This window comes from Methylobacterium sp. Leaf88, assembly GCF_001422795.1.
Classification (GTDB): domain Bacteria; phylum Pseudomonadota; class Alphaproteobacteria; order Rhizobiales; family Beijerinckiaceae; genus Methylobacterium.
On sequence record NZ_LMMK01000050.1, the window covers coordinates 20006 to 34092 of the forward strand.

13 protein-coding genes are annotated in these 14087 nt (G+C 68.4%); 6 read left to right on the top strand and 7 right to left on the bottom strand.

Going from position 1 to position 14087, the window contains the following annotated elements; genetic code table 11:
• Positions 1 to 8: 8 nt before the first annotated feature.
• Together ASF20_RS19480 and ASF20_RS19485 are read right to left on the bottom strand one after the other, a co-directional pair.
• On the bottom strand, positions 9 to 995 hold the full coding sequence (locus ASF20_RS19480) for a GTP-binding protein (protein WP_056277115.1): 987 nt from the start codon (positions 993 to 995) through the stop codon (positions 9 to 11).
• A gap of 53 nt (positions 996 to 1048) precedes the next feature.
• Positions 1049 to 1651: a TetR/AcrR family transcriptional regulator gene (locus ASF20_RS19485; protein WP_056277119.1), complete on the bottom strand. Its 603-nt coding sequence runs from the start codon at positions 1649 to 1651 to the stop codon at positions 1049 to 1051.
• Positions 1652 to 1804: 153 nt separating this feature from the next.
• Here ASF20_RS19485 and ASF20_RS19490 point away from each other — a divergent pair, with 153 nt between their 5' ends.
• From ASF20_RS19490 to panB, 4 genes are all read left to right on the top strand, one after another.
• Positions 1805 to 2758, top strand: a complete 954-nt coding sequence (locus ASF20_RS19490) for a quinoprotein relay system zinc metallohydrolase 2 (protein ID WP_056277122.1) — start codon at positions 1805 to 1807, stop codon at positions 2756 to 2758.
• A gap of 138 nt (positions 2759 to 2896) precedes the next feature.
• Entirely contained in the window at positions 2897 to 3754 is an 858-nt protein-coding gene (locus ASF20_RS19495; RefSeq protein ID WP_056216007.1) for a quinoprotein dehydrogenase-associated SoxYZ-like carrier, read from the top strand.
• 16 nt (positions 3755 to 3770) lie between these two features.
• The gene (locus ASF20_RS19500) at positions 3771 to 4358 is read left to right on the top strand and encodes a rhodanese-like domain-containing protein (RefSeq protein ID WP_056216072.1); all 588 of its coding nucleotides are present in this window, start codon (positions 3771 to 3773) and stop codon (positions 4356 to 4358) included.
• Between the two features lie 530 nt (positions 4359 to 4888).
• The gene (gene panB, locus ASF20_RS19505) at positions 4889 to 5713 is read left to right on the top strand and encodes a 3-methyl-2-oxobutanoate hydroxymethyltransferase (protein WP_056277125.1); all 825 of its coding nucleotides are present in this window, start codon (positions 4889 to 4891) and stop codon (positions 5711 to 5713) included.
• A gap of 43 nt (positions 5714 to 5756) precedes the next feature.
• Here the strand turns inward: panB and ASF20_RS19510 are convergent, their stop codons facing one another.
• From ASF20_RS19510 to ASF20_RS19520, 3 genes are all read right to left on the bottom strand, one after another.
• Entirely contained in the window at positions 5757 to 7835 is a 2079-nt protein-coding gene (locus ASF20_RS19510; protein ID WP_200927247.1) for a TonB-dependent siderophore receptor, read from the bottom strand.
• Positions 7836 to 8312: 477 nt separating this feature from the next.
• Complete coding sequence (locus ASF20_RS19515; RefSeq protein ID WP_056216013.1) at positions 8313 to 8612, bottom strand: hypothetical protein; 300 nt, start codon at positions 8610 to 8612, stop codon at positions 8313 to 8315.
• 190 nt (positions 8613 to 8802) lie between these two features.
• Positions 8803 to 9735, bottom strand: a complete 933-nt coding sequence (locus ASF20_RS19520) for a LysR family transcriptional regulator (RefSeq protein ID WP_056277131.1) — start codon at positions 9733 to 9735, stop codon at positions 8803 to 8805.
• Between the two features lie 253 nt (positions 9736 to 9988).
• On the opposite strand from ASF20_RS19520, the gene ASF20_RS19525 reads away from it, so the two are divergent.
• Together ASF20_RS19525 and ASF20_RS19530 are read left to right on the top strand one after the other, a co-directional pair.
• Positions 9989 to 11101 (top strand): asparaginase, encoded by a 1113-nt coding sequence (locus ASF20_RS19525; protein WP_156648140.1) that lies wholly within the window; start codon positions 9989 to 9991, stop codon positions 11099 to 11101.
• Positions 11102 to 11288: 187 nt separating this feature from the next.
• Complete coding sequence (locus ASF20_RS19530; RefSeq protein WP_056277165.1) at positions 11289 to 12170, top strand: AraC family transcriptional regulator; 882 nt, start codon at positions 11289 to 11291, stop codon at positions 12168 to 12170.
• Positions 12171 to 12291: 121 nt separating this feature from the next.
• Here ASF20_RS19530 and ASF20_RS19535 read toward each other — a convergent pair whose 3' ends face one another.
• Both ASF20_RS19535 and ASF20_RS19540 read right to left on the bottom strand, forming a co-directional pair.
• A complete protein-coding gene (locus ASF20_RS19535) occupies positions 12292 to 13212 on the bottom strand; it encodes a bestrophin family protein (protein ID WP_056277134.1) in 921 nt (306 codons plus the stop codon).
• Between the two features lie 80 nt (positions 13213 to 13292).
• Entirely contained in the window at positions 13293 to 14048 is a 756-nt protein-coding gene (locus tag ASF20_RS19540; protein ID WP_056216023.1) for a glucose 1-dehydrogenase, read from the bottom strand.
• Positions 14049 to 14087: the final 39 nt, after the last annotated feature.

A 14087-nucleotide genomic window follows, 5' to 3' on the forward strand; every position in this document is an offset into this window, starting at 1 on the left:
ATCGCTCGTCACCCGGCCTTGCAATCCTCGAAGCCGGCGCGGATCGCCTCCGGATCGAGCTTGCGGCCGATGAAGACCACGCGGGAGACGCGCAGCTCGTCGTCCTTCCACGGCCCCTGAAGGTCGCCGTCGAGGATCTGGTGGACGCCCTGGAAGACGAAGCGCTGCGGCTCGTCCGGGAAGGCGACGATGCCCTTGCAGCGCAGGATGTCGGGGCCCTGGACCTGGGTCAGGGTCGAGATCCAGGGCATGAACTTCTCGGGGTCGACCGGTCCGTCGATCTTCGCCGAGACCGACTGCATGTCGTCGTCGTGGTGATGATGATGGCCCTCCTCGAGGAAGTCGGGCTCGATGTCGAGGATGCGGCCGAGATCGAAGGCGTTGCGCTCCAGCACCGCCTCCAGCGGCACCGCGCAGCGCTCGGTGCGGTGGACCTTGGCGTAGGGGTTGATCGCGCGGATCTGGGCCTCGACCCGGGCGAGGTCCGCCTCCGCCACGAGATCGGCCTTGTTGAGCAGGATCACGTCGGCGAAGGCGATCTGGTTCTTGGCTTCCGGCGCGTCCTTGAGGCGGTCCGAGAGCCACTTGGCATCGGCCACCGTCACCACCGCGTCGAGGCGGGCGGCCGCGCCGACATCCTCGTCGATGAAGAAGGTCTGGGCCACGGGGGCGGGATCGGCGAGGCCGGTGGTCTCGACGATGATCGCGTCGAACTTGCCGCGTCGCTTCACCAGGCCGTCCATGATGCGGATGAGGTCGCCGCGCACGGTGCAACAGACGCAGCCGTTGTTCATCTCGAACACCTCCTCGTCGGCGCCGATGATGAGGTCGTTGTCGATGCCGATCTCTCCGAACTCGTTGACGATCACGGCGTAGCGCTTGCCGTGGTTCTCGGTGAGGATGCGGTTGAGGAGGGTGGTCTTGCCCGCGCCCAGGTAACCGGTGAGCACGGTGACGGGAATCTTCGCGGAGGCGGTGTTCGGGCTGTCGGACATGGAGACTCTTCGTCGATGGCGCGGGAGGCGTCGCTGCAGCCTGTTATATTGTATCAGTCCGGCGGGATGAAACCCCGATCGGATGAAACCCCGCCGGCCCGCAGCCCGTCGCAGAGCGCCGTGAGTGTGCCGCGGAATCCCGCCGGCCCCGCCAGCAGGCGCTCCATGAGCAGAGCGCCTTCGAGGGCGGCGATCACCATGCGGGCGGTTGCCCCGGGCGCGACGGAGCCCCGGACGCTCCCGGCCGCGATCCCCTCGGCGAGCACACCCTCCAACCAGGCGATGTGCTTGTCGAAGAAGCGGGCGATGTCGACGCGCAGGGAATCCGGCAAAGCCTCACCCTCGATCGCCAGAGCGGCGCAGAGGCAGCCCAGCCCGGCCTCGACGCCCCCGAGATAGAGCGTCCCGTAGGCGGCGATCCGACGGATCGCGTCCGGCTCATCGGTTCGAATCTCGGCCAGGGCGGCGTCGTAGCGCGCGTCGTAGGCGGCCACCAGGGCATGGGCGAGGTCGGACTTGGTGGCGAAGTGATGATGGATGCTCGCCTTGCGGATCCCGACCGTCTCGGCGAGGTCGGCATAGCTGAAGCCGGCATAGCCCCGGCGCCGCACCAGGGTCTCGGCCTGCAGCAGCAGCGCGGCGCGGGTGTCCCTCATCGTCCCGTGGTCTCCTTGACGGACGACGGCCCTCGTCCCTCGGCGCCCGCGCGCGAGTCCGTGATCGCCCGGCCGCCGGCCTTCCGGCTTATGCCGTTGACGCGGGAAAAAATCTACCTACTAATTGGTAGAACAAGAAGACGGAGGAAGTTCATGCGGGCGGACGCCGGCCGATCACGCTGGAGCACCACGCGCCGGAGCGCCCTGTTCGGCGGCCTGTGCCTGTGCTGCCTGCCGACCCTCGGACGGTCGGCCGAGGGCTTCGACCTGCAGGAGGTCGGCCCCGGCATCTTCATCCGGCGCGGCCCCGACGCCGAGGCGACCCCCGAGAACGACGACGCCATCGCCAATATCGGCTTCATCCTTGGCGACCGGTCCGTGCTCGTCACCGAATCCGGCGGCAGCCTCGCCGATGGCGCCTGGCTGCGCGCGGAGATCCGCAAGCGCACGGACAAGCCGATCAGCCACGTGGTGCTGACCCACGTCCACCCGGACCATTGCTTCGGGGCGGCGGCCTTCGCCGAGGACAAGCCGGTCTACGTGGGCCACCATGCCCTGCGCGCCGCCCTGGATGCCCGGGGCGAATACTATCGCGGGCGCCTCGTCGAGATTCTGGGCGCGGACCGGGCCGGCAGCGTGGTCTATCCCACCTTGGAGGTGACGGACGGCGCCGAGGTGGATCTCGGCGGCCGCGCCGTGCGCTTCGCCGCGCACGGCGCGGCGCACACGAACTGCGACCTCTCGATGCGCGATTCGGCGAGCGGCATCCTGTTTCCCGCCGACCTCCTGTTCGTCACCCGCATCCCCTCCCTCGACGGCAGCCTCGTGGGCTGGCTCAAGGAGGCGGATCGCCTGCGCGCGATGGGGGCGACCAAGGCCGTTCCGGGGCACGGACCGCGGCTGGTCGATGTCGCGCCCGCCCTCGACGACCTCACCCGCTATCTCACGATCCTCCGGGACGAGACGCGGAAGGCCATCGTGGCGGACGTGCCGATCGAGAAGGCGGTGCGGACCGTCGCCCAGTCCGAGCGCGACCGGTGGGTCCTGTTCGACACCTATAACGGCCGCAACGTCACCCAGGCCTTCAAGGAGCTGGAATGGGAATGAGGGCGTGGCAGGAGACCATCACTCGAGATCATGACCCGAGACCTCAATTTGCGAGCGTGGCTTGAGGCCGATCCCGCTCGGTGCCACGTGATGTAAGAGATGTCGCAAGAAGAACGATCATCCAGCAGGAGAAACGCCATGACTCGCTCCATTGCTAAACCTGTTCTCGTCCGCTCCGTCCTGGCAGCCCTGTCGCTCGCCCTGCCGCTGGTCGGCGCTGGCACCGCGCTGCGGACCAGCCCGAGCCTTGCCGCCGGGGCTTCGGACGACGAGTCGGAACGCCTCGCCCGCTGGAAGGAGATCCGGACGTCGATCTTCGGTGACAAGACGATCGCACCGACCGACAGCCTCGTGAAGATCGACGCGCCGGTGCGGGCGCTCGATGCCTCGTTGGTCCCGATCACCCTGACCATGCCGGAGAAGGACAAGATCGCGGGCATCCACCTCGTCATCGACGACAACCCGTCGCCCTACGCCGCCCACATCGCCTTCGGCCCGGGGGCGGATGCCGGCGAGATCAAGCTCCGGGTGCGGGTGAACAACTACACCAACATCCACGCCGTGGTGGAGACCAAGGACGGCCGGCTCTTCGAGACCACCAAGTTCGTGAAGGCTTCCGGCGGCTGCTCGGCGCCCATGGGGATGAGCGACGAGGAGGCGATGAAGGGGATGGGCGACATGAAGCTGAAATTCGCGGAGGCCCAGCCCGGGCGCCCCGTGGAGGCGACGCTGATGATCCGTCACCCGAACTTCAGCGGCATGCAGATGAACCAGATCACCCGCGACTACACGCCGGCCCGTTACATCAACAAAGTCGCGATCACCCGCGGCGATCAGGCCGTCCTGACCCTCGACGGCGACATCTCGATCGCGTCGAACCCGGTGATCAACTTCGGCCTGCAGCCGGAGGGCCAGGGGCCGATCAAGGTCGTGGCCACCGACAACCAGAACGGCCGCTGGGAGCACAGCTTCACGGCGCCGAGCGCCACGAACTGAGCGGGTCCGCACCATGATGCGGCGGCTCGTCCGGCTCGCGGTCGCGGGAACCGCCATGCTCGTTCTGGCGGCGGCCGGCCCAGCGGATTCCCCTCTGAACGTGCCGGAACCGGACGGGATCTGGACAGGGCCGCAACGGGGCTACACCCCAGCCACCTTGTCGGGCGCCACGGTCATCGACATCGACGCCCTTGATGCCCTGATCGCCCGCGACAAGCCGATCCTTCTCGACGTGTCCCTGGCCGACCGGCGCCCGGCGGGCTTTCCGGACGACCGGCCCTGGCTGCCCGCTCACCGCTCGATCCCCGGCGCGGTCTGGATGGCCAATGCCGGTGCCGCGCCCCTCGATCCGGCTCGCGAGACGCTCTTCCTCCAGCGCGTCGGGGAGTTGACCGGGGGCGACAGGGGCCGGGCCATCGTCGCCTTCTGCCATCCCGAATGCTGGGGCAGCTGGAATGCGGCCAAGCGGCTGGTGCTGCAGGGCTATACCCGCGTGCACTGGTTCCCCGAGGGCATCGAGGGCTGGCAGGAGCGCCACCCCACCACGGTGATCCCCGAGGACCCCGCGTGGAGCGCCCGAGCCGGAGGCGCAGCGCAGCGCTAGGTCAGGAACCCGGCCAAGGGCCTCTTGGTCCGCAAGCCCAGCCGCGCCCGAAAAGCTACCGGGGCAGACGATCAGTCAAACCCGGACATCGCAATACGAACTCCTTGATCGGGCACGATGTTTCCCATGCTGCGACAACGCTGAAATGATCTGCAGATATCTGCGGACACACCGACGCATGCGCAGTTGACAGCGGTTCCGTTGTGGCAGAATAAAGGCACCCGCAGGCGCCCGCAAGTCTAGGGAGGAAACGCCCGGAGAGAGCACGGAGCAGCGACGCCATCGCTGCTACCGACGCCCCCGGGCAGGACTTACGACGATCAGATCCTCGCTGAGATGACCTGTCGCCAGCGGGGGCGATATTTGGTATGCCACCGACAAAATAAGAGTTTACGGATCGGAGATCCGGCGACAATGCCGGGGGACCGTTACTTCGACCCGCGCGCGCGCGGGCGAGGCCGTGTATAGAGACGCCACCAGCAGACGGTCCGCCGGCATTCCGGCGATCCGCACCAGCCGGGTGGAGTCCCATGTCGCAAGCCGTTCAGTCCCGCCGCATCCGCGCGATCGACCTGGCGAAGCGCAAGGCCGAGGGGCGCAAGATCATCGCGCTGACTGCCTACCACGCCCATACCGCCGGCATCCTCGACCCGTATTGCGACTTCATCCTCGTGGGCGACTCCCTCGGCATGCTGATGCACGGCATGGAATCGACCCTGCCGGTGACCCTGGAGATGATGATCGTCCAGGCGCAGGCCGTAATCCGGGGGACCTCGCGGGCCCTGGTGGTCGTGGACATGCCCTTCGGCTCCTACGAGGCGAGCCCCCAACAGGCCTTCCTCAATGCTGCCCGCGTGCTCAAGGAGACGGGCGCCGGGGCGATCAAGATGGAGGGCGGCGCGCGCTTTGCCGAGACGGTGGCCTTCCTGGTGGAGCGCGGCGTGCCGGTGATGGGCCATATCGGCCTGACCCCCCAGTCGGTGAACACCATGGGCGGCTTCAAGGTGCAGGGTCGCGAGGCCGACGGCGAGCGCCGCCTGATGGCCGATGCCCGCGCCATCAACGACGCCGGCGCCTTCGCCATCGTGATGGAGGGCATCGTCGAGCCGGTGGCCCGGGCCATCGCCACCTCCCCCGACATCACCACGCCCACCATCGGCATCGGCGCCACCATGGCCTGCGACGGTCAGATCCTCGTCCTTGAGGACATGCTCGGCCTGAGCGACCGGGTGCCGAAATTCGTGAAGCGCTTCGGCACCCTGCGGGGCCAGATCGAGGCCGCCGTGAAGGACTATGCCGAGGAGGTCCGCTCCGGCACCTTCCCGGCCGAGGAGCACACCTACCAGCCGCTGTGACCGGTCTCGGCAGGGTCATCCCGCCGAGACCGACCCCGGGTGGCTACCAGCGGTAGCCGATACTGCCGAGCACCCGGCGGCGCTCGCCGTAGTAGCAGGCCGTGACGGTGCTGCAGCTGTTGACGATCCGCTCGTCCGAGACGTTCGATACGTTGAGGGCGAAGCGCCAGCCTTCCCAATCGTAGTGGGCCACGAGGTCGCCGACGACGTAGCCCGGCACGCGGAATTCGTTGGCCTGGTCCGCGAAGGAGCGTCCGACGCCACGCACGCCGCCGCCGAGACCGAAGCCGCGCAAGACGCCGCTCTGGAACGTGTAGTCCAGGAACAGCGAGCCGTACTGCTCCGGGGTGTTGGTCGGCGTCCGGCCGAGGAGGGCCGTGTTCAGGTCGCGGGTCACCGAGAGATCGTAGGCGGTGTAGGACGCGACGGCCCGCAGGCCGGGCGCGAGGTTGGCCACCATCTCGATCTCGGCACCGCGCGAGTTCACCGCGCCGGTCTGCACCACCTGCTGAATGTTGAGCGGATTGGTGGTCACGACGTTCGAGCGGGTCAGGTCGAACAGGGCGGCGGCGAAATAGCCGTCGAAGCCCGGGGGCTTGTACTTCAGGCCGACCTCGGTCTGCTCGCTTCTCTCAGGCAGCAGGAGCTGGCCGGTCACGCCGTTGAGGCCGACGGTCGGGTTGAAGCCCTGCGCATAGGACACGTAGGGGGCAAGCCCGGACTCGTCGTTGTAGATCAAGGCGACGCGGCCGCTGAAGGCGCTGGTATCGCGGCTGGCGCTGGCGCCGATGCGATTGTCGTTGTCGGTCGCGACCCAGTCGTGGCGACCGCTGAGCACCATCGAGAAATTCCCGAACGTGATCTCGTCCTGCAGGTAGGCCGCGAACTGGTTCTGGGTGATCAGTGCGTTCTGGTAGGGCGCGCCCAGGTTGAGCGGTGTGTTGGGGTAGATTGGCCGGATCAGGTTCAGCGACGGACCGAAGCCGAAGGCCTGGTAATCGTCGATCTGGTAGCGGCGGTACTCGAAGCCAGCCAGCACCGTATGCCCGAAATCTCCCGTGCGGAACGGAATGACCAACTGGTTGTCGATGTCGCTCTGCACTGCGGCGCCGCGGGTGAAAAAGTCGAACCGGCTGAGGTCGCCCGCGGCCGGCGTGGTGGCGTAGCCGCCGCCGTACCGGTTGAAGAGATTGACGGTGACGGTGCCGTGGCGCGCGTTCTGCCGGAACTTGATGTCGTTGTCGAAACGGTGCTCGAACTCGTAGCCGATCATGTCCTGGGACCGGGTCAGGCGGTCGGTCGCCGGATCGCCGGTGAAACGGCTCGTCTTGATGAAGCCGAAGGGCGCGGGCGTGACCGTGCCCTCGTAGGGCAGGAAGTTCTGGGTGCCGGCGCGGTCGCGCTGCACCTGGGCGAGGACGGTGAGCGAGGTGTCAGCGTCCGGCTTCCAAGTGATCGAGGGCGCGAAGAAGAAGCGGTCGTTGTTGACGTAGTCGACCTGCGTTCCGCCCGCCCGGCCGAGGCCGACGAGCCGGTAGAACAGCTTGCCCTCGGTGCCCGGCGCATCCACCGGACCGCCGATGTCGAAGCCCGCATAGGCGTTGCCGTAGTTGTCGACGCCGGTCTCGACGTAGCGGATCGGCACGATGGGGGGTCGTTTGCTCACCGCATTGATGATGCCGCCGGGGCTGGCGCCGCCGTACAGGCCGGAATTCGGCCCGCGCAGGATCTCGAGCCGCTCCAGGCCGAAGGGTTCCAACTTCCAGGTGGCGAAGGCCGAGGTGAACAGCTGCAGCCCGTCGAGAAAGTAGCCGGATTCCTGGGCGGTGAAGCCGCGGATCAGGAACCAGTCGTTGCGCGGGTCGGCACCGAAGGTCTCGCCGCGGACGCCCGGCGCGTAGCGGGTCGCCTCGGCGAGCGAGGCCGGCTTCTGGTCGTCGATCTGCTGGCGCCCCACCACGGAGATCGCCTGGGGCGTCCGGATGATCGCGGTGTCGGTCTTGGTGCTGGAAACGGAGCGGGTCGCGACGTATCCGGCAACGGGTCCGCGCGGATCCTCGGCCGCGCCGATCGCGGCGCCGCCCCGACGATCGCCGACGACCTCAAGGGTATCCAGGGTCACGGCCGACGCGCTCGGCGGGCTGGATTGCTGGGCCTTCGCCGGAGTCGCCGCACTCGCAACCATGGCAGCCACTGAACTGGCCAGGGCCATCCTCAAGCTGAAGATACCGCGCTTCGGTTGTGCGGAGGGGATCACAAAGAAAAACGGCACGGTTCGACCTACGACCAAATGTATTGTGGCCAATTGAAACAAAAATTTCAGATGGTCAACGAGCCGGTTAGGGCGCAGATCTAAACAACTTCGCGACGTGATCGCGGAGCAACATTTTAGAACTAATACAATTATATGCTTGCGGGCTGGACGCTGGCGCGTTGCTCCCGAGGAAGCGGCGAAACGGAGACGACCCTGGTGAACGGTTCCGGCATGGCGGCGCAGCCTGAGGGCCGCCGGAACGAGAACGGCCCCGCCGTGGAGGCGGGGCCGTCTGGCCTGACATCGAAACGGATCGTGGACTGGCCGCTCGCCCCTCGGTCTGCCTTATTCGCAGACGCGGACGCGGCGGATGTGCTCGTAGCCGTAGGCGTCGACGTACCCGCGGCGCTCCATGTGGCAGACCTCTTCCTCGACGTAGACCGGGCGCGGGGCGCGGTAGACCGGGCGGCCGGGATAGTAGCCATCGTTCTGGGACGAGGCGATCGCACCGCCGATGGCGAGGCCGCCGAGCACGCCGAGGGCGGCGGCCCCACCGGCTCCGATGCCATCGCGCGCCTGGGCGCTCGGGGTTGCGGCGACGGCGAACGAGGCAGCCACGAGGGCCGCGACCAGCGAGTTCTTCATAGCTCCGTTCCTTTGATCCCGAAGAGCCTGTGCAAATCCAGAAGCGTCACTGTGGGAGGGAATCACCGAACGGTTGATGAACGGTAACGAACCCCGCCCTCCCGTGAATCACATCCGTGCGAATCCTCACGCGCCGCGGAAATCGCGCAGGATTGTGCCGCTTCCGTGGCTGCGCCCCGCCCCCCGACGGTCAGATCGTTCCGGTCGGCTGCTCCACCAGGGCGAGGAGGGTCCGGCGCAGCCAGCGATGGGCAGGATCGTCGTCGTAGGAGGCGTGCCAGAGCATGGAGATCGCGACATCCTCCAGGGCGACCGGGGCAGGGCTCACGGTGAGGCCCAGCGCCCCGGCGAAGAAGGTCGCGAGCCGGGCGTGCATCGTGGTCAGGACGGGCGCACTGCGCACCAGGAACGGCACCGCGAGGAAGCGCGGCGTCGTCACCGCCAGGGTGCGCCGGCGCCCGAGCCGCGCCAAGGCATCGTCCACGACCCCGTGGGCGGTCTCCTTCAGGCTGGTGAGCACGTGGGGAAAGCGCAGGTAGTCGTCGAGCGAGATCGGCGGCGTCAGGCCGACGAGGTCGGCATTGAACATGCAGAGATAGCTGTCGCGGTAGAGCAGGCGCTGCTTGTGGTGGGTCTGCCCCTCCGAGAAGAAGCCGATGCCGAGGTCGACCCGGTCCGCATCGAGCTCCTGCAGGATGCGGATGCGGTCGATGGACCGCAGCAGCAGGCTGATGCCCGGCGCCTCCCGCCGCAGGTTGGCGAGGAGGCGGGGGCCGATCAGCACCTCGGCGCTGTCGGGCAGGCCGATGGTGAAGGTGCGGGTGACCGTACGCGGATCGAACTCGGCATCGCGACGCACCAGCGCTTGGACCTGCCGCAGCAGGGTCCGCACCGGTTCGGCCAGCGCCAGGGCCCGGGGCGTCGGACGCATGCCCTCGGGCGCGCGCGTCAGGAGCTCGTCGGAGAACAGGGTGCGCAGGCGCGCCAGGCTGCTGCTCATCGCCGACTGGCCGATGCCGATGCGGGCGGCCGCCCGGGTCACGCTGCGCTCGGCCAGGAGCGCGTCGAGGGCGACCAGCAGATTGAGGTCGACCCGGGACAGATCGATGTGATCGATGGTCATGATCGGTTCGTTCCGCTCGATCCCCGCAGTACCGCACAGCCTCCTCGCCCCGGACGGGCGGGTGTGCAAGGCCCCCGCCGGATCTTCCGGTCAGGACGGCCCCCGAGACAGCCCGGTGGCTCGCGCGATCCAACCTCCCCGATGACGGTTTTCCGGATGCCTCGGGATTGACCCGTCACGGGCGCGTTTTTCGGCTGGGCCTCGCCGGTGCGCGGCGCCACAATGCCGCTCCCGAAACGACCCGAGTGTTCCCATGCGCCGTACCCTGCCGATCGCCCTGATGGCCCTGATGGCCGGAACCGCCCTCCCCGCGATCGCGCTGGAGGGCCCGATTCCGGCCAAGCCCGGCGAGACGGCCTCCGCCCCCGCCGCTGCGGCCAAGCCCCGCGTCGTCATCGTCGCCACGGGCGGCACCATCGCGGGCGCCGGCGCAGATGCGGCCAACAGCGCCACCTACCAGGCCGCCAAGGTGCCGGTGGACAAGCTCATCGCCGCCGTGCCGGCCATCGCCGGGGTGGCGGACGTGCGCGGCGAGCAGGCGTTCCAGATCGCCTCGGAGAGCTTCACCAACGCGCAGCTCATCGAGCTCGCCAAGAAGGTCTCGGCCCTGGTCAAGCGCGACGACGTCGACGGCGTCGTCGTCACCCACGGCACCGACACCGTGGAGGAGACGGCCTACTTCCTCGACCTCGTGGTGAAGACCGACAAGCCCATCGTGATGGTGGCCTCGATGCGGCCCTCGACCGCGATCTCGGCGGATGGCGCCCTCAACCTCCTCGACGCCGTCACCGTGGCCGGCGCCAAGGATGCCCGCGCCAAGGGCGTGCTGCTGACCATGAACGACGAAATCCAGGCCGGCCGCGACACCACCAAGCGCGTGAACATCAAGCCCTCGGCCTTCTTCAGCCAGTGGGGTCCGCTCGGCATGGTGGTGGAGGGCAAGACCTACTGGTTCCGCGCGCCGGTGAAGCGCCACGGCACCACCTCCGAATTCAATATCGACGGCATCGACAGCCTCCCCGAGGTCGCCATCGTGTACGGCTCGGGCAACATGCACCCCGAAGCCTACACCAGCGCGGTGGCGGGCGGCGCCAAGGCGATCATCCATGCGGGCACCGGCAACGGCTCGGTGGCGGGCTACCTCGTCGACACCCTGAAGGACATCCGTTCCAAGGGCGTGCAGGTCATCCGCTCCTCGCGCGTCGGCGACGGCTTCGTCCTGCGCAACGCCGAGCAGCCCGACGACAAGTACGATTGGGTGGTCGCCCACGACCTCAACCCGCAGAAGGCCAAGATCCTCGCCGCCGTCGCCCTGACGAAGATGCAGGACTCGAAGGAGCTGCAGCGGATCTTCTGGGAATACTGACACCTCGGATCGATGGCGGACGCTTCGGGACGTATCCGCCGTCGACCCAAATCTGCCCTTCACGCGAGGATACGGCTCGCCCGCGAACAGACTTCGGAGCAGCATACAGCCCGCGCCGAACCGCAAGATCGGTCGAGCAAGTCATGCCCGTCTGCGCCTAGCTGGTCGCGCCACGAAGGTCGGGATGATGAGTGCGGCGCTCCGAAACTACCACGCCCGGATGCGGAGGGTGCTGGATCACATCGATCGGCACCTGGACGACGATCTGGATCTGGAGACGGTCAGCGCCATCGCGGCTTTCTCGAAGTTCCATTTCCATCGGCAGTTCACGGCGACCTTCGGGATGTCCGTGCACCGCTACGTTCAGCTTGCTCGCATGAAGCGCGCTTCATACCGGTTGGCCTACAGGGATGCCCAAAGCGTCACGGAAGTGGCGATGGATGCCGGCTACGACGCACCAGATGCCTTCGCCCGTGCCTTTCGGCAACGGTTTGGGCAGTCGCCGTCGTCTTTCAGCAAGGCTCCCGACTGGGGATCGTGGCTCGCGGCCTTCGGGCCTCTCGACAACGCGAGGAACACGCTCATGCTGAGAACATTCACGCCCGACGACGTGACGATCCGCGATGTGCCATCGACGCGGGTGGCGATCATGGAGCACCGCGGTGATCCGGCGACGCTCGGGGCTACCATTCGGCGGTTCATCGAATGGCGGAAGGCCGCTGGCTTGCGCCCCAGCACGAACCCGACCTTCACCGTCTGGCGGTCCGACCGGCGTCCCCTGTCGCCCGCCGACTATGGCGTTGACCTCTGTGTCGGAACCGACCAGCCGATCGCGGCGAACGGGAAGCAAATCAAGGTCGGCGAAATCCCCGGCGGACGCTGCGCGGTGCTGCGGGTCGTTGGCAACACCGACAATCTGGAACCTCCCGCACTCTATCTCTATCGCGGGTGGCTCCCGGCCAGCGGCGAGGAGGCGCGGGATTTCTCGCTTTACTGCCAGCGCCTCTCGTTCTTCCCGGAGATGCCGGAGCACGAGGCGGTCGCGGAGGTGTTCCTGCCGCTGAAATAACCCTGCGCAAAGGCGACGTGTCTCGCTTCCCCGCCTGAAGCCGACAGGCCACGCTCCACCCCTCCCAGACCTCAGCCGAGGCGCCGGGCCGGCACCATCGGATGCACGTGGGGCGGCCCCCTCACGTCAGCAGGTAGCGCTTCGGCACCAGGGGCGGCGGCGCGGTCTCGCCGAGAGCGTCGAGGACGATGCCATCGACGGTGTGCAGCAGCGCGTCGAGGGGCAGGTCGTTCGGCGCGAGGCCGAAGGGCTCCTCCAACTCGTCGCCCAGGGCATCGAGGCCGAAGAAGGTGTAGGCTACCAGGGCCGTCGCCACCGGCGTCGCCCAGCCGAGGGAGGCCGCGAGGCCGAAGGGCAGCAGTAGGCAGTAGATCCACGCCGTGCGGTAGAGGAGCAGGGTGTAGGCGAAGGGCAGCGGGGTGTTCTGGATGCGCTCGCACACCACCTGGACCTGTGCCAGGGCGGCGATCTTGTGCTCCAGGGCCGCCAACAGCACGTCGGTGAGGACACCCTGACGATAGGCCCCGGCCAGATCGGCGGTGAGCCCGGCCAGCACCGAATCCGCCGCGCTCGGATGCCGAGCCAGCGGCGCGACCTCCGCCTCCGGAAGCCAGGGCGCGGCCGCCGTCTGAGGATCGCCGCCGCGGAGCTGCGCGTGCAGGGCGTGGGCGAAGGCAGAGAGCCGCCGCAGGGTACGTCCGCGCAGGGGCTCGACGGGCTCCCCCGGCAGGAGGGCGGTCACGAGCCGGGCGAGCCCCCGGGTCTCGACCACGAGGCTGCCCCAGGCGCGGCGGCCCTCCCACCAACGGTCGTAGCAGGCGCTGTTTCGGAAGCTCAGGAAGATCGACAGGGCGATCCCGATCAGGGTGAAGGGCCCGACGCCGGCGGTGATCGGGAACGCCTCGGGCCAGCGCCGCTCCACCGCCACCACGACCACCGCCACCAGGGTAATACCCCCGACCTTGAGGGCGACCTTCGGCAGGATCGAGCCGCGCAGGGTGAACAGGATGTCGAGGAGGCTCGGGCGCGAACGGACGATCATCCCTCCGTCTTCTCAGGCCGCGGCGCGTCCCGCAACCGCGGCCGCCTCGACGGGGGCGAGCCGAACCGCGGACGGGAGGATCAGAGCGACCAGCCGCCATCGACCGAGATCGCGGCGCCGGTGACGAAGGCGCCCAGCTCGGCGCTCATCCACAGGACCGCCTCGGCGATCTCCTCGGGCCGGCCCAGGCGGCCGACCGGCTCCAGGTCGATCGCCTTCTGGATGTCGCCCCCGGTGAAGCGGTCCATCATCGGCGTCGCGATGTTGCCCGGTAGGACGGCGTTCACCCGGATGTTGGCGGTGGCGTAGTCGAGGGCGGCCGACTTGGTGAGACCGATGACGGCGTGCTTCGAGGCGGCGTAGCTGGCGCCGCCGGCGACGCCCCGGATGCCGGCGCCCGACGCGGTGTTCACGATGACGCCGCCGCCCTGGCGCAGCATCTGCGCGATCTCGTGCTTCATGCAGACGAAGGTGCCGCGCAGGTTGATGCCGAGGATGCGGTCCCAGTCCGCGAGGGCGATCTCCGCCACCGGTGCCGCGACGTTCTCGACGCCGGCATTGTTGAAGGCGATGTCGAGCCGGCCGAAGGTCGCGACCGTCTCAGTGATCGCCGCCTCCACCTGCTCCGGCCACGCGATGTCGCAGGCGAGGACCAGCCCCTCGCCGCCGACCTCCCGGATCGCCTCCGCGGTCGGCTGCAGCGCGGCCTCGGTCCGATCGAGGATGGCGACGCGGGCCCCTTCCCGGGCGAAGGCGATGGCGGTGGCGCGCCCGATGCCGCTCGCGGCTCCGGTGACGAGGGCGACACGGCCGGTGAATCGATCGGGACGGGACATGGGCGGGACCTCACGGGTTCGGGAAGCGGGACGTCCCGG

Bases quoted from the DNA above. Each gene is read 5' to 3' on its own strand.
- ASF20_RS19480 (WP_056277115.1), bottom strand. From the start codon at position 995: ATGTCCGACAGCCCGAACACCGCCTCCGCGAAGATTCCCGTCACCGTG.
- ASF20_RS19485 (WP_056277119.1), bottom strand. From the start codon at position 1,651: ATGAGGGACACCCGCGCCGCGCTGCTGCTGCAGGCCGAGACCCTGGTG.
- ASF20_RS19490 (WP_056277122.1), top strand. From the start codon at position 1,805: ATGCGGGCGGACGCCGGCCGATCACGCTGGAGCACCACGCGCCGGAGC.
- ASF20_RS19495 (WP_056216007.1), top strand. From the start codon at position 2,897: ATGACTCGCTCCATTGCTAAACCTGTTCTCGTCCGCTCCGTCCTGGCA.
- ASF20_RS19500 (WP_056216072.1), top strand. From the start codon at position 3,771: ATGCGGCGGCTCGTCCGGCTCGCGGTCGCGGGAACCGCCATGCTCGTT.
- panB (WP_056277125.1), top strand. From the start codon at position 4,889: ATGTCGCAAGCCGTTCAGTCCCGCCGCATCCGCGCGATCGACCTGGCG.
- ASF20_RS19515 (WP_056216013.1), bottom strand. From the start codon at position 8,612: ATGAAGAACTCGCTGGTCGCGGCCCTCGTGGCTGCCTCGTTCGCCGTC.
- ASF20_RS19520 (WP_056277131.1), bottom strand. From the start codon at position 9,735: ATGACCATCGATCACATCGATCTGTCCCGGGTCGACCTCAATCTGCTG.
- ASF20_RS19525 (WP_156648140.1), top strand. From the start codon at position 9,989: ATGCGCCGTACCCTGCCGATCGCCCTGATGGCCCTGATGGCCGGAACC.
- ASF20_RS19530 (WP_056277165.1), top strand. From the start codon at position 11,289: ATGAGTGCGGCGCTCCGAAACTACCACGCCCGGATGCGGAGGGTGCTG.
- ASF20_RS19535 (WP_056277134.1), bottom strand. From the start codon at position 13,212: ATGATCGTCCGTTCGCGCCCGAGCCTCCTCGACATCCTGTTCACCCTG.
- ASF20_RS19540 (WP_056216023.1), bottom strand. From the start codon at position 14,048: ATGTCCCGTCCCGATCGATTCACCGGCCGTGTCGCCCTCGTCACCGGA.